This window comes from Nocardia sp. NPDC001965 (genome assembly GCF_053594175.1).
Window position 1 is genome coordinate 144,441 of record NZ_JBSFDZ010000009.1, and the last position, 20,830, is coordinate 165,270.

Below are 20,830 nucleotides of genomic sequence, written 5' to 3' on the forward strand. Positions count from 1 at the left end.
ATACCGCGCTCATGCGGGTGAACGGGCCCGTTATGCAATCGCTGATGGGTCTGGCCGTACTGAGCACACTGGTGCTGGCACTGCGCTCGCGCTCCGGATCGCGCTGGGGCGCCGGGACGGCATCGTTGCTGGCGATCACGTCGTTCCTGGTGACCAGGTTCGGCAACGTTCCGATCAATCAGCACATCAAAGAGTGGGCAGTCGCAACCCCACCGGCAGATTACGCCGAGATCCTGCACCGCTGGGAGATGTTCCATTTCCTGCGGACCGCCTGTGCGCTGGCCGCGTTCATCCTGGTGATCGGTGTCGTCCTGCGGGCCGCGAACCGCGATCCCGGCGACCCGGCCACGCGCCCGGCGACCGCCGAGCGGCAGGTCAGCCCAGACCGGCGGCGGCGTCCGCATCCAGCAGCCAGGTGGTGGACTCCGACCCGTGCGCGCCCGCCGCCGGGACCCGGAGCGGATCGGCGCCCTGCAACGCGGCGGCCACCGGATCGGCTTTGCCGGAGCCGGACACCACGAACACCACATGCCGGGACCGGCGGATCGCCGGATAGGTCAGCGTGACCCGCACCGGCGGCGGTTTGGGGGAGTCGGTGACCGCCACGGCGTATTCGCGCTCCTCGCCGATCGCATCGGCATGCCCGGGGAACAGCGAATTGATATGCCCGTCGGGACCCATCCCGAGCAGATGGAGATCGAAGGCCCCGTACGCGGCGAGGTGCGCGCGTACGGCGGTGGCGTATTCGGCGGCCGCCTCGACCGGATCTGGGTACTCGCCGTCGGAGGTGGCCACGGTATGGATCCGTGCCGGGTCCACCGGCACATGATCGAGCAGGGCTCGGTGCGCCTGGAGTTCGTTGCGCTCCGCATCACCGGCGGGGACGAAACGTTCGTCACCCCAGAACACATCGAGTTTCGACCAGTCGAGATCGCCCGAGTCGGCCCGGACCTTCTCCAGCAATGTGATCCCGGTGCCGCCGCCGGTTACCACGACCGATGCCACACCGCGCTCGGCCTGCGCGGTGACCAGGACCTCGACGAACCGGCGGGCGGCAGCGGTGGTCAGCGCGTCACCGTCGGTATGGACTTCCACGACTGCTTCGGAACTAGTGGTCATAGGTCACCCCTTCGATTCCGGCCAGAGCCTCGGCATAGATCTCGTCCGCGTCCAGCCGCCGCAGTTCCTCGGCCAGGCAGTCACGGGTTTCGCGGCGCGCCAACGCTATCCGCTGGACGGGGTCGCCGGTGCGGGTCAGTGTGGCGGTGACCCCGGTCTGCGGGCGCTCGATGGCAATGGTCACCGATTTCCGGCGCAGCTCCACCCGGAGATCCCCGGTATGCCGGTACACCGGGCAACCCAGCCGCCGGGCCAGCCAGCCCGCGAGCATGTCCAGGGCCGGTTCGTCACGCAATCCCGATATCTGCACCGACTGCACCGGCTCGAACGGGGGTACGTCCATGGCGGCGGCCAGCAACGCCCGCCAATAGGTGATCCGGCTCCATGCCAGATCGGAATCCCCGGGCGCGTAGGAATCGTGCCGCTTCTTGATGGTCGCCTGCGGGTCCGGCGCGAAGGTGGCGTCGGTGATACGCCGGGTCGCCAGCCGCCCCACCGAATCCTTCGACGGGAACTCGGGGGCGCCGCGCGGCCACCAGGCCACCACCGGGGTGTCGGGCAGCAGAAACGGGATGACCACGCTGTTCTCGTGATTCACCAGCTGCCCCTGCAACCGCAGCACGATCACCTCGGCGGCACCCGCGTCGCCACCGACCCGGATCTGCGCGTCCAGCCGCGTCGCCGCCGACCGGTCGCCACGGGCCAGCACCACCACCCGGCACGGATGTTCGCGGCTGGCATCGTTGGCGGCGTCGATGGCCTCCTCGGCCTCGGAACTGTCCAGGGTGCACACCACCAGGGTCAGCACCCGGCCCATGGTGATCACACCGTTGCTCTCGCGCAGCTGCACCAGGCGTTTGGTGACCGCGCCGGTGGTGGTGTCGGGAATATCGATGATCACGGCCGCCGCCATTCCCGGCCGGTACGGGCCAGCATCTCGTCGGCGGAGTCCGGGCCCCAGGTACCGGCCTCGTACTGCTCGGGCTTCCCGTCGGCGGCCCAGTGGGCGAGTACCGGATCCAGGATGCGCCAGGACAATTCGACCTCCGCATTGACGGGGAACAACGAGGGTACGCCGAGCAGCACGTCCAGGATCAGCCGCTCGTAGGCTTCCGGAGACGATTCGGTGAACGCCTCGCCGTAGCTGAAGTCCATGTTCACATCGCGGACTTCCATCGACGACCCGGGCACTTTCGACCCGAAGCGCATAGTGATGCCCTCGTCCGGCTGTACCCGGATGACGAGCGCGTTCTCCCCGAGCTCCTCGGTCATGGTCTGATCGAAGGGTAGATGCGGGGCGCGTTTGAACACCACCGCGATCTCGGTGACCCGGCGGCCCAGCCGTTTACCGGTGCGCAGATAGAACGGCACGCCGGCCCAGCGCCGGGTATCGACCTCGAGGGTGATCGCGGCATAGGTCTCGGTACGCGACTGCGGGTCGAAACCCTCCTCGTCCAGTAGGCCCACCACCTCCTGGCCGCCCTGCCAGCCGGCGGCGTACTGGCCGCGGGCGGTGGTCTCGTCGAGCGGCTCCACGAGTTTGGTGGCGGAGAGGACCTTGATCTTCTCGTTCTGCAACTGCCGCGGTTCGAAGCTGATCGGCTCTTCCATGGCGGTGAGCGCGAGCAACTGCAGCAGATGGTTCTGGATCACATCGCGCGCGGCGCCGATACCGTCGTAGTAGCCGGCCCGGCCGCCCAGACCGATATCCTCGGCCATGGTGATCTGGACGTGGTCGACGTAATTCGCGTTCCAGATCGGATCGAACAACTGGTTGGCGAAGCGCAGCGCCAGAATGTTCTGCACCGTCTCCTTGCCGAGGTAGTGGTCGATCCGGAAAACCGTCTCCTCGGGGAACACCCGGTTCACCAGCGCATTCAGTTCGCGCGCACTGTCCAGATCGTGGCCGAACGGTTTCTCGATCACCACCCGCCGCCAGGGCGCGCGCCCGAGCGCGGCCGCCGAACTGGTGAGCTGATGGCGGTGCAGCTGGTCGAGCACCACCGGAAAGGTGTTCGGCGGAATCGACAGATAGAAGGCGTGATTACCGCCGGTGCCCCGCTCGTCGTCGAGCTGGGCCAGGGTTTCGGCGAGCCGGCCGAACGCGTCGCCGTCCTCGAAGGTCCCCTGGACGAAGCGGAACCCTTCGGCCAGATGGTCCCAGACCTCCTGGCGGAACGGAGTGCGCGCGTGTTCCCGGACGGCTTCGTGCACGATTTCGCCGAAATCCTTGTCCGACATCTCCCGGCGGGCGAAACCGACGAGCGCGAAACCCGGGGGCAGCAGCCCCCGGTTCGCCAGATCGTAGATGGCCGGCATGAGCTTGCGCCGGGACAGGTCTCCGGTGACCCCGAAGATCACCATGCTGCACGGGCCCGCTATACGCGGAATCCGTTTGTCCCGGCTGTCCCGCAGCGGGTTACGCCACGGGGTGCCGGATGCCGTCTGTGTGCTCTCCGGAGCGCCGGCCATCGCGGTCAGTTACCTCCTGTGGCCGACTGGAGTTCGGCCGTCGTGGCCTCCAGCAGTTCCTCCCAGGACTTCTCGAACTTCTCCACGCCCTCACGCTCGAGGACCGCGAACACGTCGTCGAGATCGATACCGGCCGCGCTCAGCTGCTCGAAGACCTCCGCCGCGGCCGCACCGGTGCCGGTGACGGTATCGCCGTGGACCTCGCCGTGATCGGCGACGGCCTCGAGCGTCTTCTCCGGCAGCGTGTTCACCGTATTCGCCGCTACCAGCTCGGTCACGTAGAGGGTGTCGGAGTAGTCCGGGTTCTTGACACCGGTCGACGCCCACAGCGGCCGCTGCCGGTTGGCGCCGACCGAGGCCAGATCTTCGTAGGTGGAGACGTGACCGCCACCCGGCGCGAAAACATCCTCGTACTCGGCGTAGGCGAGGCGGGCGTTGGCGACACCGGCCTTACCGCGCAGGGCCAGCGCCTCCGGCGTACCGATGGCCTCCAGCCGTTTGTCGATCTCGGTATCCACCCGGGATACGAAGAACGACGCCACCGAATGGATCTTCGCCAGATCGTGCCCGGCGATCCGCGCTTTGCGCAGACCGTCGAGATAGGCGCCCATCACCGCGCGGTACCGCTGCACCGAGAAGATCAGCGTGACGTTCACGCTGATGCCCTCCTCGATCACCGCGGCGATGGCCGGCAGGCCCGCCTCGGTGGCCGGGATCTTGATGAACAGGTTCGGCCGGTCGACGATCTTCCACAGTTCGACCGCCTGGGCGACCGTCTTGTCGGCATCGAAGGCCAGACGGGGATCGACCTCGATGGACACGCGGCCGTCCACCCCGCCGGTCTGTTCGAACACCGGGGCCAGCACATCGCAGGCCGCGCGGACGTCGTCGGTGGTGATGGTGCGGATGGCGGCATCGACATCGGCGCCGCGCGCGGCCAGTTCACGAACCTGCTCGTCGTAGGCGTGACCCTTGCTGAGGGCGCCCTGGAAGATGGTCGGGTTGGTGGTGACTCCGACGATGCCGCGGGTGGCGATCAGTTCGGCGAGGTTGCCGGAATTGATCCGATCGCGGGACAGATCGTCCAGCCACACCGACACCCCGGCCGCGGCCAGGGCGGCGATGTTCTCGTTCTGTGCCATGGGCTCTTATCCCTTCACATTGTCGAGCGTGCGCTGCGCAGCGGCCACGACAGCCTCGGGCGTGAAGCCGAACTCGCGGAACAAGGTCTTGTAATCGGCCGAGGCGCCGAAATGCTCGATCGAGACGATCTCGCCCGCGTCACCGGTGAACCGGTACCACGGCATCGCGATACCGGCCTCGACGACGACCCGAGCGGCGACCGCCGGGGGCAGCACCTCGTCCCGATACGCCTTGTCCTGCGCGTCGAACCACTCCACGCACGGCATCGAGACCACCCGGGTACCGATGCCCTGCTCCTCCAGCGTAGTGCGCGCGGCCACGGCGAGTTGGAGCTCGGAACCCGTGGCGATGATGATCACCTGTGGAATGCCGTTGGATGCCTCGGCCAGGACGTAACCGCCCTTGGCGACACCCTCGAGGCTGGTGCCCTCCTGTACCGGCAGGTCCTGCCGGGTCAGCGCCAGCGCGGCCGGGCCGCCGGTGCCCACGGCGTCGCTCGAGACGAACGGCGAATTGTGCTTACCGCTGTGCTTCTCGATCACTGTGCGCCAGGCGTATGCGGTCTCGTTGGCGTCACCGGGGCGGACCACCGACAGACCCGGGATGGCGCGCAGGGCGGCCAGATGCTCGATCGGCTGGTGGGTCGGGCCGTCCTCGCCGAGACCGATCGAATCGTGGGTCCAGACGTAGGTGACCGGTACCCGCATCAGCGCGGCCAGCCGGACGGCCGGACGCATGTAATCGCTGAACACCAGGAAGGTGCCACCGTAGGGGCGGGTGGGACCGTGCAGGGCGATGCCGTTGAGGATCGAACCCATCGCGTGCTCCCGGACACCGAAGTGCAGGGTGCGGCCGTAGGGGCTCGCCTTCCACATACCGGTCGAGATGGATTCCGGGCCGAAGCTCAGCGAATCCGGGATGGTGGTGTTGTTCGACTCGGCGAGATCGGCCGAACCACCCCACAGTTCCGGCAGCACCGGGCCCAGGGCGCCCAGCACCTTGGCCGAGGCTTTACGGGTGGCCAGGCCCTTTGCGTCGGGTTCCCAGGTGGGCAGGCCGTCGGCCCAGCCCTCGGGGAGCTGACCGTTGAACAGCCGGTCGAACAGTTTCTTGGCCTCTGGTGCGCGCTGGGCCCAGGCGTCGAATTCGACGGTCCAGTCCGCGTGCGCCTGCGCGCCGCGCTCGGCGGCCTTGCGGGTGTGCGCGATGACCTCGTCGGCGACCTGGAAGCTCTGCTCGGGATCGAACCCGAGGGCCCGCTTGGTCCCTGCCACCTCGTCGGCGCCGAGGGCGGCGCCGTGCGAGGCGCCGGTGTTCATCTTGGTGGGGGCCGGGTAGCCGATGATGGTGCGCAACAGGATCAGCGACGGCCTGCCGGTCTCGGCCTTGGCGGCGGCCAGTGCGGCCTCGATCGCGACGACGTCCTCGCCGCCTTCCACGATCTCCACATGCCAGCCGTAGGCCGCGTAGCGGGCCGCGACATCCTCGGTGAAGGCGATGGTGGTGTCGTCCTCGATGGAGATCTTGTTGTCGTCGTAGATCACCACCAGATTGCCCAGCTGCTGGGTGCCCGCCAGCGAGGAGGCCTCGGAGGTGACGCCCTCTTCCATATCGCCGTCGGAGGCGATCACGTAGATGTGGTGGTCGAACGGGCTGGCGCCGGTCTCGGACTCCGGGTCGAACAGACCGCGTTCACGGCGGGCGGCCATCGCCATACCGACCGCGGAGGCCAGGCCCTGGCCCAGCGGGCCGGTGGTGATCTCCACGCCTTTGGTGTGGCGGTACTCCGGGTGGCCCGGGGTCAGCGAACCCCATTTGCGCAGGTTGCGCAGATCATCGAGTTCCAGGCCGAATCCCGCCAGGTACAGCTGGATGTAGAGGGTCAGGCTGGAATGCCCGCACGACAGCACGAACCGGTCGCGACCGACCCATTCCGGATCGGCGGGATCGTGGCGCATGGTGCGCTGGAACAGCGTGTAGGCGAGCGGCGCGAGACTCATCGCGGTACCCGGGTGGCCGTTGCCCGCGGTCTGCACCGCGTCGGCGGCGAGGACCCGGACGGTGTCGACAGCTTTGGTGTCCAGATCCGTCCAGTCGTCCGGAAGGTTCGGCTGGGTGAGGGCGCGGATGTCGTCTGTCACTGACACGACCGTGTTTCTCCTGACATTTCGAGGCGTCGAAATTGGGGGCGGGCAGGGCGGCGAACCGGTGCGGCGCGGTGACTGTGGCGCCGCATACACCCCATACCCTAATTGCGCCCGGCCGCCCCCGTGCAGGCCCCCCGGCTAGTCCCGCGAGCCGGTCATCGCCCGGATGGCGCCGGTGCCCGGCCGACCCCGGCGCGCCGGGCGATCGGTCACCCGGGTGAGCGCGCAGGGGCGACCGGCGGCGCATACCGGACGTGGGTCTACCATCGTGCGTAGTAGTAGCCGCGTCGCAGCCGCGCGCTGCTCCTTCCCAAACCGGATGCGAAGCACAGCGTGCGAGGAGAGACAGTGCGGATCGGTCATGACACGGGGGTCGGCGGCGCCCACGATTCCGCCCCGGCACCCGCGGACCGTGTCCTCGGTAGTGAGAAGCTCGCCCGGATCGCCCGGCGCCCGCTCGCGTACATCGCGCTCACCAAACCACGTGTCATCGAACTCCTGCTGGTGGCCACCATCCCCACCATGCTGCTGGCCGACCGGGGGCAGGTCGATATCCGGCTGATCCTGGCCACCCTGTTCGGCGGCTGGATGGGCGCGGCCAGTGCCAACACCCTCAACTGTGTGGCCGACGCCGATATCGACAAGGTGATGAAGCGGACGGCCAAACGCCCGCTGGCCCGGGACGCGGTACCGACCTCGCACGCCTTCGTGTTCGGTGTCGTACTCGGTATCGGCTCGTTCGCCTGGCTGTGGTGGCAGGCCAATCTGCTCAGCGGTGTACTGGTCGTCGCGACCATCCTGTTCTACGTCTTCGTATACACCCTCGGCCTCAAACGGCGTACCTCGCAGAACGTGGTGTGGGGCGGCGCTGCCGGTTGTATGCCCGCCCTCGTCGGCTGGTCGGCGGTCACCGGCACCATCGGCTGGCCCGCTCTGGCGCTGTTCGGGGTGATCTTCTTCTGGACGCCGCCGCATACCTGGGCGCTGGCCATGCGCTACAAGGAGGACTACCGGGCGGCCGGGGTGCCGATGCTGCCGGTAGTGGCCACCGAACAGGCTGTCACCAAGCAGATCGTCATCTACACCTGGCTGACCGTGCTCACCACTCTGGCACTGGTACCGGCCACCGGGGTGATCTACACGGCCGTCGCGGTGGTCGCCGGTGCCTGGTTCCTGCTGATGGCCCATCAGCTCTACGCCGGGGTGCGGCGCGGTGAATCGGTCAAACCGCTGCGGCTGTTCCTGCAGTCCAACAACTACCTCGCGGTGGTGTTCTGCGGTCTGGCCGTCGATTCGGTGCTCGGCTGGACGACGCTCGGCGACGTCTTCTTCGGCTGATCTCCCGGGTGTGCCCGCCCCGGAACCGGGCGGGCACACCCGCTACGGCCGGATACACCGCGGCGATCAGTCGATCTGCCCGATATAGCCGTCGGGCCGAACCAGGATCCGCGTTCCCGCCACGGCACCGTATGCCGTGCGGGCATGGCCTTCCACATCTATCACCGCGTCGTCCGCGCCGGTGCCGCCCGCCTCGACCACCGCCCAGCTCCGGGTCTCCGGCAGCCTGGGCAGTTCGGCCGTGGCGCCGAAGCACAGCAGGGTCGCGTGCGGACCGCGGAAGAGGTCGAAGAGCCGCAGTGACCGTCCGTCGGAGTCCTTCAGCGGCGCGTCGGGAGCACGGTCGCCGGGCGCGACGGGCCGGGGATCGGCCGGATCGCGGTAGCTGATGTCGAGCTGGCGGGTCTCCTCGCCGCGCGCCATGGCGTCCTCGGCGCCGTCGACCAGTTTGTCCAGCAGTTCCGAACTGATACCGAGTACGCGGGCCGCCACGGCGCGGCGTTCCGGCTCGTAGGTCGACAGCGGGCGTTCGTCCCCGTCGAGCGCGGCCGCGAGTTTCCAGCCCAGGTTGTAGGCATCCTGGATCCCGGTGTTCATTCCCTGTCCGCCGGTCGGCGGGTGGACGTGCGCGGCGTCACCGGCGAGCAGCACCCGCCCGGACCGGAACCGCTCTGCCAGCCGGATATTGGGCCGCCACACCGTCGCCCAGGTCAGGTCGGTCAGGGTGATATCGGTGCGTCGCGACCAGTGCTCCACGGCGGCCTGGAGTGTCGCGAGGGTGGGTTCGGTGGCACCGGTGAACGGCGCGGCGAACTGGAAGTGGCGCCCACCGGGCAGCGGTGACAGCGCGATACCCCGGGTCGGGTCGGTGGCCGCGGCGAACCAGTGGCCGTACTCGTGATCGAGGGCGTCGGCGCGCACGTCGCCGAGGAGCATGCGCAACGATTCGTCGGTGGTGCCCGCGAATCCGATACCGGTCTGTTTGCGCACCGTACTGCGGCCGCCGTCGGCGCCGGCCAGATAGGCGACCCGTACGGTCTCGGAACCATGCGCGCCCGACAGCCGCGCGGTGACCCCGGACTCGTCCTGGGAAAACGACAGCAGTTCGGTGCCGAGTTCGACCCGGACCCCGAATTCGGCCAGCCGGGCCCGCAGGATCGCTTCGGTCTGTGCCTGGCCGAGGAACCACGGATCGGGGTAGGGGACGGTCGGAGTCGGCTCGGCGGGCTCGCTCATCCGGTGTTCGCCGACCGGCTGCCCGTCGAAGTAGGCCCGCATGATCGGCGCCGGCCGGCCCGCCGCGCGGATCTTCTCGAGCACACCCAGGTCGTCGAATACCTCGAGGGAGCGGGGCTGGATGCCGTCGCCGCGGGAGCCGGGGCAGAACTCGGTGGCCTTGTCGATGATGCGCACGGCGATATTCCGGCGGGCCAAATCGATGGCGAGGGTGAGGCCGGTCGGGCCGGCACCGGCGATGAGAACGGAAGAGGTCATGGGAACTCCCGAGCGCGAAATTGGATGAATTATGATTCAGTGAATCTGTATTCAGTATTGAGGTTGGTAGGTTGCCGTGTCAAGGAGGTGAGGTCGGTGGGATCCAGCCGTCGGGAACGGGCGGAAGAAACAGAGCAGGCGCTCAAGGCCGCCGCGCGGCAGGTCTTCGCGGAGCGCGGCTATCTGAACACCAAGATCACCGACATCACGGCGGCGGCGGGCCGGGCTGCGGGGTCGTTCTACAACCACTTCGCGAGCAAGGAGGAACTGCTTCGGGCACTGCTGGCAGACCTGGAAACGGCCGGTGACGAACAAGCCGGGCAGCCCGGGCACAATCCGGATTTCGCCGACCCCGACGCCGTGCGTTTCCATATCGCCGGGTTCTGGCACTTCGCGCGCGAGAACGCCGTCGTGATGCGGGCGATGGGTCAGGCCGCGCTGGTGAACGAGGAATTCGCTCGGGAGATGGCACAATTCGGCGCGGACCAGCGTATCGATATCGCCGACCACCTCGACAGTCTGGTCGCCGAAGGTGCCACCCTGCCGGGTACGGTCGATACCAGCCTGGCGATGATGTTCTGTCTCGTCCAGGCCATCTCCGCGGCGGTCGAGGAGGGCGCGGTGCGCATATCCGACGACGAAGCTGTCGAAAGCCTGACCCGATTCGTCTACCGGGGACTGACCGGGCGCGACTACTGAGTTCCGCGCCCGGCCGAACGGATCAGGGCAGCAGGACTATCGAGCCGGTGGTCCGCCGGCTCTCCAGATCGCGGTGCGCCCGCTCGGCTTCGGCCAGCGGGTAGGTCGCGCCGATCCGGACGGTGAGCGAGCCGTCGGCGACGGCTTCGAGGATATCGCCGGCCCGCCAGTCCAGTTCGGCGCGATCGCGGGTGTAGTGGGCGATATTGGGCCGGGTCACGAAAACCGAACCCGCCGCATTGAGCCGTTGCAGATCCACCGGCGGTACCGGGCCGCTGGCCGCGCCGAACAGCGCGAGCGTGCCGCGGACGCGCAGCGAGGCCAGGCTGGCGTCGAAGGTCGCGGCGCCCACTCCGTCGTAGACCGCCGCGACGCCTTCGCCGCCGGTCAGCGCACGGACCCGCTCGGCGAGATCGTCCCCGTAGCGCAGGACCTCCCAGGCCCCGGCGGTACGCGAGAGGTCTTCTTTCTCGTCGGAGGACACCGTGGTGATCACCCGGATATCCCGGGCGACCGCCAGCTGGGTGAGCAGCAGTCCGACCCCGCCCGCGCCGGCGTGAACCAGGATCGTCTCGCCCGGTTCGGGACGGTAGACCGATTCGATCAGGTAGTGCGCCGTCATCCCCTGCAGTAGTGCCGAGGCGGCCACCGCCGGATCGATCTCGCCGGGCACCCGCACCGCGACCGCCTCGTCGATCACCGCGCGTGAGGCGTAGCTGTTCGGCCCGGCTGCCCATGCCACCCGGTCGCCGACGGCGAATGCGGTTACCCCGGAACCGATCTCGGCGACAATTCCGGTACCCTCGGAGCCCGGAATGTAGGGCACCGGCCGCGGATAGGTGCCGGTGCGGAAATAGGTGTCGATGAAATTCACACCGACGGCGTCGATATCGACCAGTAGCTGATCGGGGCCGGGCTCCGGATCGGGAACCTCGGCGAGGGTCAGCACTTCCGGACCGCCGTGCCGGTCTACCTGGATCGCGCGCATGGATCCTAGTTCTACACTGGTGTGCCCGTCCGGTGCGCAGGGGTCCGCCGATGTGTCGGTGGCCCGTGCCCGCGGGGGTGACCAGGCGGTTCGGGCCGGGCCCCGGCGGCCTCCCTACTCGCCGGTAAACTCCACGGCATGAGCGCAGATACCACCACCGTCACCGCCGATGCCCCGAAGGAGATCGTCGAATCGGTGCGCAAGTTCGTCGCCGCGCACGGGGGTTCGGCCGAAGCCGTGCTGCAGCCGGTCGGGCGCCGGGGAGTCCGGGTCACGCTGGTCGGGTCCGACGGGGTCCTGGGGGACCGGATGGTCGCCGACGAGGCCACCGCGCGCGCCGTGGTCGACGCGGTCGACGGACTCACCGCCGCTGAGGGCTGGGAGCGGGAACTGGTCTCCCGCACCACCCCGCGTACCGGGCACTGGGCGAAGATGGCCGGCTGGGTCGCTGGTCAGACTCGGTTTCCGAAGGCTCGCAACGAGAAATGACACCTGTGGGTGCTCACAGGCGGGTTACCGGACATCAGGTAGCTCGAACAGTTTCCCGGGCAAAAACTACTGACGAGTAACCACTTCGCGCTACCGTTAGTGCCTCGAGCGTCAGCCCCGGGGTAGAAGGAGCCGATATGACGGTCAGCAGTCCGACCCGTTCCAGACTCACGGTGTCCGGCCGTCCGATCTCGAACCACCTACGGGATGTGTCGACCCTGTCGCGTCAGATGGTCGGGCATTTCGTCGAACACGTCGCACCGTGCGGAACCCTGCCGGGTGACGCACTCCAGGGGGATGTGACCGCGGTGACCAGGCTCTGCCTGGAACTGACCCTCAGCCGACTCGACGGCCGGGAGCTGCCGGAGAAGATCGAACAGGTCCGCGAGGCCGCCGCCGAATGGGCGCGTGAGGGTATCCCGATCGACACGATCAACCACGCCATCCACGAGGGTTTCAAACTCGGGTTCGACCGCATCATGTCCACCGCGGGACCGTCGGATTCCGCGACACTGGTCGCCACCGCCCGCCGCATGCTGGAGATCCTCGACACGATCACCTCGGAAGTGGCGCTGGCGTACGTCGGCGAATACCGAGGTGTGGTCGCCGAACATCACACCGCGGTACATACGCTGACCTCGGCACTGCTCGGTGGGCACAGCACCGCCACCATGGCCCGCGAATGCGGGATCGAGATCGCCGGCTCCTATCAGGTACTGGCGCTGGCCCTGCCGCCGCATCCGGACGAATCCGCACAGCAGGTGGACGGCCGGATCGTCGCCCGCCGCAAGCTCCGCCGGGTACAGGCCGAACTCGCCCGCAGCTGCGGCGAGAAGGCGCTCTCGCTGCTGAGCATCGACGGGGGCACGGTATTGCTACCGGCCGACGGGTTCCCGGACGAGATGCTGGACGAACTGATCGCGCGCCTGGGGCAGGCGGCGCAGGTCCCGGTCACCGGCACCGTGGTCACCGCGGCCACCGCCGAGATCCCCGATGCCACCGACCGCGCCCACGAACTCCTCGACACCGTGCAGCGCATCACCGACGGCGGGGGACTGCACCGGTTCACCGATCTGGCCCTGGAATTCCAGATCACCCGGCCGGGGCCGGCGCGCGAACACCTCAGCTCCATCCTGGATCCGCTGGACGAACATCCCGAGTTGCTGGAGACACTGCGCCAGCACATCGCGAACAATTTCAATCGCCAGCGCACGGCCCGGCTCATGCATATGCACACCAATACGCTCGACTACCGGCTCAAAAGGGTGCGGCTGCTCACCGGGTTCGATCCGGCCGTCCCCACCGGGCTCTGGTATCTGACCTCGGCCCTGGTCGCCCGGAGCTATCAGAACGGCCCGGCCGGGACCTGAGGTGTGTCAGGCGGGCTGGGCCCGCCTTTCGGTGACGTCCGCGGGCAATGGTTCCCGCGTTCGCAGCGAAGCCCACAGCGCGGCGGTCGCCGCGGTGCACAGGGCCGCGCCGCCCACGTGGATCGCGACCAGCGCCGCCGGGACATCGGTGAAGTACTGGACGATCCCGACCATCGATTGGGCGAGAACCAACCCGAGCAGAACGAACAAGCGGTCACGCACCGGTTTGGTGATGCCGGTCGCGAAGAGACCGAAAGCGAGGCCGACGAGCAGGGCCAGATAGCCGACCAGCAGCTGCGAATGCAGATGCACCAGGGGCACGATCTCCACTTCGAGCCGGGCCACCGGGCGGTCGATGCTCTTGTCACCCGCATGTGGACCGGCACCGGTGACCAGCGTGCCCGCCATGAGAACCCCGGCCAGCGCGACCCCGCTCAGCGCGGTCAGCCAGCGCAGCGGCTCGGGCGCCCGCACGGTCTCCACACCGTCGTCGGGCGCGGCGACCTTCGCGTACATGACCGCTGCCAGCCACACCATCAGCATCGATGCCAGCAGATGCAGCGCGACTGTCCACCACAGCAGCCCGGACAGGACGGTGATCCCACCGAGCACCGCCTGCAGCACGGTGCCACCCGGCATGAGCCAGGCGTAGATGAGTACCTCGCGCCGACGCCGGGCCCGGGTCACGGCCAGGACGATGAGAGCGGCACACAGTGTCACCGCGAAGGTCAGCATGCGATTGCCGAATTCCACCGCCTGGTGTACCACTGCCACCTCGGAGACACCTACCGGGGTGAAACTGCCGGGGAAACACTGCGGCCAGGTGGGGCAGCCGAGACCGGAGGCGGTGACCCGCACGACAGCCCCGGTCACGGCGATACCGGCCTGAGAGGCGATCACCGCCAGGGCGATCAGCAGTTGGGTGCGCCGCGAGGGCAGCGGCAGCCGGTCGACGAGTCGCAGGAATGCGCGATACAGCACGTCACGATGGTAGCGGGCGGCTTTCGGCGGCCCACAGGCGGACTACTACAACTTGTCGTGGTCGATTATTCGAAGCAGAACCAGCGGGCCGCCAGCAGCCCCGCGGCGGTACCCCAGACGATCAACGCCGCGACGCCCAGCCAGTCGACACCGCCGGCCAGCGCGTGTTCCAGCGCGACCGCCAGCGCACCCGAGGGCACCAGCCGCACCAGGGTGTGCACCGCGGCGGGAAGTTCGTCGGAGGCGAAGACCACACTGGCGATACCGAGCATGACGAACCAGAGGATATTGGCCAGCGCCAACACCACCTCGGCCTTGAGCGTGCCGCCCAGCAGCAGGCCCATCGCCGCGAACGTGGCGGTGCCCAGCGCGATCAGGACTGCGCCCAGCAGCAGTCCCAGCGGGGTCGGCCGCCAGCCCAGTGCCACACCGATCAGCCCGAGCAGGACCGCCTGCAGGATCACCACGAGCAGGACCGCGCCGCTCTTACCCGCGACGATGCCCCAGCGCGGCAGCGGTGTGGCGCCGAGTCGTTTGAGGGCGCCGTAACGCCGGTCGAAACCGATGGCGATGGCCTGCCCGGTGAACGCGGTCGACATGACCGCCACCATCATCACCGCCGGCACGATCTTGTCGATCTTGTCCGGACCCATGTCACCGAACGGGAGCAGCGCCAGCCCGATCAGCAGGGTGATCGGAATGAACATGGTGAGCAGCAGCTGCTCTCCGTTGCGCAGCAGTAGCACCAGATCCAGCCGCGTCTGCGCCGCCAACATGGCCAGGCGCGGCGCGGGCCGCGGTTCCGGGGCGAAGGTCCCCGGTGCGAACCGGTTTTCTGTCCGATCAGGCTTGGTCATCGGAACCGTACTCCTTCGTGGGATGCGGTCCGCGGAGCCCGGAGGGAAGGCAGCGGGATCGCATCATCGGAACCGGGCTCCTTCGATAGTGGGATGTAGCCCGCAGAGGCCGTAGTGAAGGCGGGGGGGCTGGTGTGTGGTTGGGCCTTTTTCCGGAAGACGGATGCGTTCCGCGGAGCTCGTAGTGAAGGCGGGGAGCTGGTGTGTGGTTGGGCCTTTTCCGGAAGACGGATGCGCTCCGCGGAGCTCGTAGCGAAGGCGGAGAGACCGCATCATGCGCGCAGGTCCCGTCCGGTCAATTCCAGGAAGACATCCTCGAGCCGCCGCTGATCTATACGGATATCGGTGGCCAGCACGTTCACCCGGGCACACCATGCGGTCACCGTGGCCAGCACCTGCGGATTGATCTCGCCCTCCACCAGATACGAGCCGGGGCTGGTCTCCTTGGGTGCGAAACCTTCCGGCAGCGCCAGCTGCAACAGTTCGAGATCGAGTTTGGGCGGCGCCGCGAAACGCAACTGGCCGGCCGCGCCGTGCGCGGTGACCTCGGCCGGAGTGCCCGAAGCGACGACTCGCCCGTGATCGACGATCACGAGATGGTCGGCCAGTTCCTCCGCTTCGTCCATGAGATGGGTGGTGAGCAGAACGCTCACCCCGTCGCGTCGCAGCGCATCGATCAACTCCCACACCATGATCCGTGCCTGCGCGTCCATCCCCGCGGTCGGTTCGTCCAGGAAGACGATCTCCGGGCGGCCCACCAGCGCGCAGGCCAGCGACAGCCGCTGTTGCTGACCGCCGGACAACCGGCGGTACGGGGTCCGGCGGTGATCGGCCAGGCCGAGTACGCCGAGCAACCAGCCGGGATCCAGCGGGTTCGCCGAATACGAGGCGACCAGATCCAGCATCTCCCCGGCGCGCGCACCGGGGTAGGCGCCGCCGCCCTGCAGCATCACCCCGATCCGAGGCCGCAACTGTTCGGAATCGGTGATCGGATCGAGGCCGAGTACCCGCACCTGCCCCGAATCAGGGCGGACGAAGCCCTCACACATTTCCACGGTGGTCGTCTTACCGGCGCCGTTCGGTCCGAGAAGGGCGAACACCTGCGCGGGTTCGATGGTGAAGCCGATACCGTCCACCGCGATCGTCTCGCCGTAGCGTTTGGCGATGTGGTCCACCTCGACGGCGGCTACGCGGGAAGCGGTCACGAGGTCCCACCGTAGGCCCCGGTCGGCTGTGACGGGGCCGACACCCCCTGCTCCGCCCGCCAGGGCAGCGCATTCCGGGTGACCACGATGAACAGCAGCGACACGATGACGGTGGCCACCGCCGAGCCCACGATCTGGAACACCTCGAGGTCGGCCCCGCGCGGCATCAGGATCACGCTGACCACCGCGGAGATCCCGATCGCCGGCGCTCGGAAGGCCGGGCGGGTGGCCCAGGCGGCCATCGGGACGATGGCCCACAGCAGATACCAGGGCTGGACCACCGGGAACAGCAACACGATCGCGCCGAGTGAAACGCCGAGCGCGCCGACCGGATGCAGCCGACCGGTCCAGGTGGCGACCAGCATGCGCACCGTGATGAATCCCGCCACCACGGCGGCGATGGGCCGGGTGATACTCAGCAGCGCGGTGGTGTGGTCGCCCAGGCCGAGCAGTACTCCGCCGAATCCGGTGACGATTCCCAGCGCCGTGGGTAGCGACATCCAGCTGCGTACCGCGTTGGCGGTGTTCAACGTATAGAGCCAACCGAAACCGAGACCGCTCGCGGTGCTGATCACCACCGTCACCGCGATGGCGATCAGGCCGAGCAGCCCGGCGGCGGCCAGTATCGGCCGCAGCCCCGGACCCCAGCGGCGGGCCAGCGCCATGCCCGCGAATCCCAGCGCGATGATCGAGGTGACCTTGACCGACGAGGACAGGCTGATCACGACCGCGCCGCCGATGAGCAGCGCCCACCCGCGGCCGTCCAGCGGCGGTGGCCCGCCGTTTCCGGGGATCCCGTGGATCGCGCGCAACATGAATTCCAGGCCGGCCAGCATCAAGCCGAGCATCAGGGCGTCGTTGTGTACGCCGCCGATGAGATGGAACAGCACCAGGGGGTTGGCCACTCCCAGCCACAGCGCGCTCACCGGGGCCACCCCGCAGCGGATGGACAGACGCGGCAACGCCCAGACGATGAGCGCCACTCCCGCCAGGGCCAGCAGCCGGTGCACCCAGACCCCGGCCAGGATGTTCTCCCCGGTGAGTTCGGCGATGCCGTGGCCTATCCACAGGAACAGCGGGCCGTAGGGGGCCGGTGTCTCGCGCCAGATATTGGGGACATTGTTGGTGAGCACATTGTCGATGCCCAGTCCCGCGACAGGACCTTCCTGATAGGGGTCGATACCGCGGGCGGCGATCTCGCTCTGCGCCAGATAGGAGTAGACGTCGTTGCTGAACATCGGCGGCGCCACGCACAGCGGAATGACCCAGAGCAGTAGTGTGCGGTCGAACTGACGCCGGGTCAGCCGGTGCAGCGGCGAACCGCCGAGCCCGCCGACGGCGAACCGGCCCAGCAGCAGCCAGGCCAGCACTACGGTGACGGTGCCGACCATGCACATGGCCAGCGACCCGGTATGGGCACGGGCGAAAATGCCGAGGACACGCATGCCCGAGGTCGGATTCTGATGTACCGGCTGAGCACCGATACCGAGCGCGCTGATCGCCATGAGCACGGTGCCCGTGGCACCCATCAACCGGATCCGGTCCAGCTGTGCCCGCTCGCGGCGATCGAGCCCCGGAACCTCGGATTCGTCGCTGTGCAGTATCGCGATGGTGTGGTCCGCGGGCGGGACATCCAGTCCGAGTGCGCGCCGCGTCAGTTTCAGCGCACGCGGGCCGTTGAGTGCGCGCTGTCCGCGCGTCACCACTGCGCCCGGGGCGCCTGCCTGTCCTGCCACGGTCACCGAGACTAGTTCGCCGGCGGCGCTGTCGGTCTCCGGGCCGGAGCATACCGCCGGGACGGGTGGCGGAACGACGGTGCGCCCGCCCGGTCGCGCCCGTCCGATCCGGCGCCGGGTATCTCCCAGCTACCGTGGCGCGTGTCCGGCGCCGCGGCGCCGGATGCCGCGCGGATCGGTGACCGACGCCGAGCCCGGGAAGACCGGGCCCGGCGGTGTCGTCCGGCAGCCGGTACCGGGATACGGTAGGCGCATCCGGACAGCAAATTTTCGGGTGCCGGATCGGCGGGGTGAGTGAACTCCCGGGCGCAGTGAAGCACATCACTCCGTCGATCCGCGGGGAGCGCCGCGAGCGGGTGTTTCTCGTCCGAACAGGCGATTTCGCGAAATTCCGCCGGATGCGGCGCCATGTGGTACCCCTCCTGGTCAGGGCACCCTTATTAGATTTCGGGAACGAATTCCGCCACACTGATGTTGTGAAAACTATGGGTTTGCCGAACGTGGACGAAAGGGCTGGTCACCGCACCGGAACCGGGTCTGTCGGCGTGCCCGTGACCGGCGGTGAGGGACATACCCGTGCCGCCATCGTCCGGCTGCTGCTGGAGGAGGGGCCGATCACCGCGACCGCGATAGGTAGCGCATTGGGCCTGGCTCCCGCGGGGGTGCGCAGGCATCTGGATGCCCTCATCGAATCGGGTCAGGCGCGCGCCGGGCGTTCGGCGCCCTGGCAGCAGAAGGGTCGCGGGCGTCCCGCCAAGCAGTACCAACTCACCGCTGCCGGGCGCGGCATGCTCGGCCATGCCTACGACGATCTGGCCGGGGCCGCCATTCGCCAGCTCCGTGAGATCGGGGGCGAGGAAGCTGTCACCGAGTTCGCCCGCAAACGCGCGCGCACCCTGGTCGACGGGATCGACCCACTCCCGGCGCACAGCCCGGAACCCGCGGCCGGAGGCTCCGGATCCCGGGCCGCTACCGTGCAGTCCGGCACCGCGGACAAGGCCGAGGAGATCGCCACTGCGCTCTCGGACGCCGGTTTCGCCGCCAGCACCCGCCGAGTGGGCGCGGGCGTGCAGATCTGCCAGCACCACTGCCCGGTCGCTCATGTGGCCGAAGAGTTCCCGGAACTGTGCGAGGCCGAACTCGAGGCATTCCGGGAGGTCCTCGGTACGCATGTCCAGCGGCTCGCCACCATTGCCAACGGCGACTGCGCCTGCACCACCCATGTACCGCTGACCGTGCTGCCGACGGCCGCCGACCGACCGAACAACGCTTCACCCTCGACCGTTGCACAGCCCGCAGCGGACGCACCGAACGACTCCGGAAGGAGCGCCGAATGACGACCACCACCGATCAGGTGCCACCGCTCACCCAGGAGGAGGCGATCGCCTCACTGGGTAAATACGGCTATGGATGGGCCGACTCGGATGCGGCCGGAGCCAGTGCGCAGCGTGGTCTGTCCGAGGAGGTCGTCCGCGATATCTCGGCCAAGAAGGACGAGCCGCTCTGGATGCTGGAGAACCGGCTCAAGGCGCTGCGCATCTTCGATCGCAAGCCCATGCCGCACTGGGGATCCAACCTCGACGGTATCGACTTCGACAACATCAAGTACTTCGTGCGCTCGACCGAGAAACAGGCCGAGAGCTGGGAAGACCTGCCCGAGGACATCCGCAACACCTACGACAAGCTGGGCATCCCGGAGGCGGAGAAGCAGCGGCTGGTCTCGGGTGTCGCCGCCCAGTACGAGAGCGAAGTCGTCTACCACCAGATCCGTGAGGATCTGGAACAGCAGGGTGTCATCTTCCTCGACACCGATACCGCGCTGAAGGAGCATCCGGAGATCTTCCAGGAGTACTTCGGTTCGGTCATCCCGGCGGGGGACAACAAGTTCTCGGCGCTGAACACCGCGGTGTGGTCGGGTGGTTCCTTCATCTACGTGCCGCCGGGCGTACACGTGGACATCCCGCTGCAGGCCTACTTCCGGATCAACACCGAGAACATGGGCCAGTTCGAGCGCACCCTGATCATCGTCGACGAGGGTGCCTATGTGCACTACGTCGAGGGTTGCACCGCGCCGATCTACAAATCCGATTCGCTGCATTCGGCGGTCGTCGAGATCATCGTGAAGAAGGGCGGCCGCTGCCGCTACACGACCATCCAGAACTGGTCGAACAATGTCTACAACCTGGTCACCAAGCGGGCCAAGGCCGAGGCCGGCGCGACCATGGAATGGATCGACGGCAATATCGGCTCCAAGGTCACCATGAAGTACCCGGCCGTGTGGATGACCGGTGAGCACGCCAAGGGCGAGGTGCTCTCGGTCGCGTTCGCCGGTGAAGGACAGCATCAGGACACCGGCGCCAAGATGGTGCACCTGGCTCCGCACACTTCGTCGACGATCGTGTCGAAATCGGTGGCGCGCGGCGGCGGCCGGGCCTCCTATCGCGGCCTGGTGCAGGTCAACAAGGGGGCGCACGGCTCCAAATCGACGGTGAAATGCGATGCGCTGCTGGTCGACACCGTGAGCCGCTCCGATACCTACCCCTACGTCGATATCCGCGAGGACGACGTGACGATGGGCCACGAGGCCACGGTCTCGAAGGTGTCGGAAGACCAGCTGTTCTACCTCATGAGCCGCGGGATGACCGAGGACGAGGCGATGGCGATGGTGGTGCGCGGCTTCGTCGAGCCCATCGCCAAGGAACTCCCGATGGAGTACGCGCTGGAACTCAACCGCCTGATCGAACTGCAGATGGAAGGAGCCGTCGGCTAGTGAGCGAGCTTGCGAGCAAACC

Annotated in this window: 17 protein-coding genes and 1 pseudogene; 7 read left to right on the forward strand and 11 right to left on the reverse strand. The window is 68.0% G+C overall.

Annotated elements, in window-relative coordinates; all coding sequences use genetic code 11:
• Positions 1 to 32: 32 nt before the first annotated feature.
• A pseudogene (locus tag ACWCPQ_RS15960) lies at positions 33 to 284 on the forward strand (DUF1772 domain-containing protein); the annotation flags it as partial.
• A gap of 91 nt (positions 285 to 375) precedes the next feature.
• On the opposite strand, the gene pgl reads toward ACWCPQ_RS15960, so the two are convergent.
• The 5 genes from pgl to tkt are packed head-to-tail and all read right to left on the reverse strand — an operon-like array spanning position 376 to position 6,881.
• On the reverse strand, positions 376 to 1,119 hold the full coding sequence (gene pgl, locus ACWCPQ_RS15965) for a 6-phosphogluconolactonase (protein ID WP_449899186.1): 744 nt from the start codon (positions 1,117 to 1,119) through the stop codon (positions 376 to 378).
• On the reverse strand, positions 1,109 to 2,020 hold the full coding sequence (gene opcA, locus ACWCPQ_RS15970; protein WP_449899370.1) for a glucose-6-phosphate dehydrogenase assembly protein OpcA: 912 nt from the start codon (positions 2,018 to 2,020) through the stop codon (positions 1,109 to 1,111). The genes pgl and opcA overlap by 11 nt, the downstream gene beginning before the upstream one ends.
• The gene (zwf, locus tag ACWCPQ_RS15975; protein ID WP_449899189.1) at positions 2,017 to 3,591 is read right to left on the reverse strand and encodes a glucose-6-phosphate dehydrogenase; all 1,575 of its coding nucleotides are present in this window, start codon (positions 3,589 to 3,591) and stop codon (positions 2,017 to 2,019) included. Before zwf ends, opcA begins: the two co-directional genes overlap by 4 nt.
• A gap of 5 nt (positions 3,592 to 3,596) precedes the next feature.
• Positions 3,597 to 4,733 (reverse strand): transaldolase, encoded by a 1,137-nt coding sequence (gene tal, locus ACWCPQ_RS15980; protein WP_449899191.1) that lies wholly within the window; start codon positions 4,731 to 4,733, stop codon positions 3,597 to 3,599.
• 6 nt (positions 4,734 to 4,739) lie between these two features.
• Positions 4,740 to 6,881 carry a transketolase gene (gene tkt / locus ACWCPQ_RS15985; protein WP_449899193.1) on the reverse strand — a complete coding sequence of 714 codons (2,142 nt, stop codon included), beginning with the start codon at positions 6,879 to 6,881 and terminating at the stop codon, positions 4,740 to 4,742.
• Positions 6,882 to 7,229: 348 nt separating this feature from the next.
• Between tkt and ACWCPQ_RS15990 the strand changes: the two genes are divergently transcribed.
• The gene (locus ACWCPQ_RS15990; RefSeq protein ID WP_449899196.1) at positions 7,230 to 8,219 is read left to right on the forward strand and encodes a heme o synthase; all 990 of its coding nucleotides are present in this window, start codon (positions 7,230 to 7,232) and stop codon (positions 8,217 to 8,219) included.
• Between the two features lie 66 nt (positions 8,220 to 8,285).
• Here the strand turns inward: ACWCPQ_RS15990 and ACWCPQ_RS15995 are convergent, their stop codons facing one another.
• The gene (locus ACWCPQ_RS15995; protein WP_449899199.1) at positions 8,286 to 9,713 is read right to left on the reverse strand and encodes an FAD-dependent monooxygenase; all 1,428 of its coding nucleotides are present in this window, start codon (positions 9,711 to 9,713) and stop codon (positions 8,286 to 8,288) included.
• Between the two features lie 96 nt (positions 9,714 to 9,809).
• On the opposite strand from ACWCPQ_RS15995, the gene ACWCPQ_RS16000 reads away from it, so the two are divergent.
• Positions 9,810 to 10,412 carry a TetR/AcrR family transcriptional regulator gene (locus ACWCPQ_RS16000; RefSeq protein WP_449899202.1) on the forward strand — a complete coding sequence of 201 codons (603 nt, stop codon included), beginning with the start codon at positions 9,810 to 9,812 and terminating at the stop codon, positions 10,410 to 10,412.
• Positions 10,413 to 10,434: 22 nt separating this feature from the next.
• Here ACWCPQ_RS16000 and ACWCPQ_RS16005 read toward each other — a convergent pair whose 3' ends face one another.
• Entirely contained in the window at positions 10,435 to 11,400 is a 966-nt protein-coding gene (locus tag ACWCPQ_RS16005; RefSeq protein ID WP_449899204.1) for a quinone oxidoreductase family protein, read from the reverse strand.
• Between the two features lie 138 nt (positions 11,401 to 11,538).
• On the opposite strand from ACWCPQ_RS16005, the gene ACWCPQ_RS16010 reads away from it, so the two are divergent.
• The gene (locus ACWCPQ_RS16010) at positions 11,539 to 11,889 is read left to right on the forward strand and encodes a hypothetical protein (protein WP_449899207.1); all 351 of its coding nucleotides are present in this window, start codon (positions 11,539 to 11,541) and stop codon (positions 11,887 to 11,889) included.
• A gap of 137 nt (positions 11,890 to 12,026) precedes the next feature.
• A complete protein-coding gene (locus tag ACWCPQ_RS16015; RefSeq protein ID WP_449899209.1) occupies positions 12,027 to 13,259 on the forward strand; it encodes a PucR family transcriptional regulator in 1,233 nt (410 codons plus the stop codon).
• Positions 13,260 to 13,265: 6 nt separating this feature from the next.
• Here the strand turns inward: ACWCPQ_RS16015 and ACWCPQ_RS16020 are convergent, their stop codons facing one another.
• The 4 genes from ACWCPQ_RS16020 to mptB all read right to left on the reverse strand — a co-directional run bounded on the left by ACWCPQ_RS16020 (position 13,266) and on the right by mptB (position 18,005).
• Positions 13,266 to 14,240, reverse strand: a complete 975-nt coding sequence (locus tag ACWCPQ_RS16020; RefSeq protein WP_449899212.1) for a COX15/CtaA family protein — start codon at positions 14,238 to 14,240, stop codon at positions 13,266 to 13,268.
• A gap of 65 nt (positions 14,241 to 14,305) precedes the next feature.
• Complete coding sequence (locus ACWCPQ_RS16025; RefSeq protein ID WP_449899214.1) at positions 14,306 to 15,097, reverse strand: ABC transporter permease; 792 nt, start codon at positions 15,095 to 15,097, stop codon at positions 14,306 to 14,308.
• A 272-nt stretch (positions 15,098 to 15,369) separates the two neighbouring features.
• Entirely contained in the window at positions 15,370 to 16,263 is an 894-nt protein-coding gene (locus ACWCPQ_RS16030; protein WP_449899372.1) for an ABC transporter ATP-binding protein, read from the reverse strand.
• Positions 16,264 to 16,298: 35 nt separating this feature from the next.
• Positions 16,299 to 18,005 (reverse strand): polyprenol phosphomannose-dependent alpha 1,6 mannosyltransferase MptB, encoded by a 1,707-nt coding sequence (mptB, locus tag ACWCPQ_RS16035; RefSeq protein ID WP_449899374.1) that lies wholly within the window; start codon positions 18,003 to 18,005, stop codon positions 16,299 to 16,301.
• A gap of 518 nt (positions 18,006 to 18,523) precedes the next feature.
• Between mptB and ACWCPQ_RS16040 the strand changes: the two genes are divergently transcribed.
• Together ACWCPQ_RS16040 and sufB are read left to right on the forward strand one after the other, a co-directional pair.
• A complete protein-coding gene (locus ACWCPQ_RS16040) occupies positions 18,524 to 19,375 on the forward strand; it encodes a helix-turn-helix transcriptional regulator (protein ID WP_449899376.1) in 852 nt (283 codons plus the stop codon).
• Positions 19,372 to 20,808: a Fe-S cluster assembly protein SufB gene (sufB, locus tag ACWCPQ_RS16045; protein ID WP_449899216.1), complete on the forward strand. Its 1,437-nt coding sequence runs from the start codon at positions 19,372 to 19,374 to the stop codon at positions 20,806 to 20,808. Before ACWCPQ_RS16040 ends, sufB begins: the two co-directional genes overlap by 4 nt.
• The last annotated feature ends 22 nt before the right edge of the window (positions 20,809 to 20,830 follow it).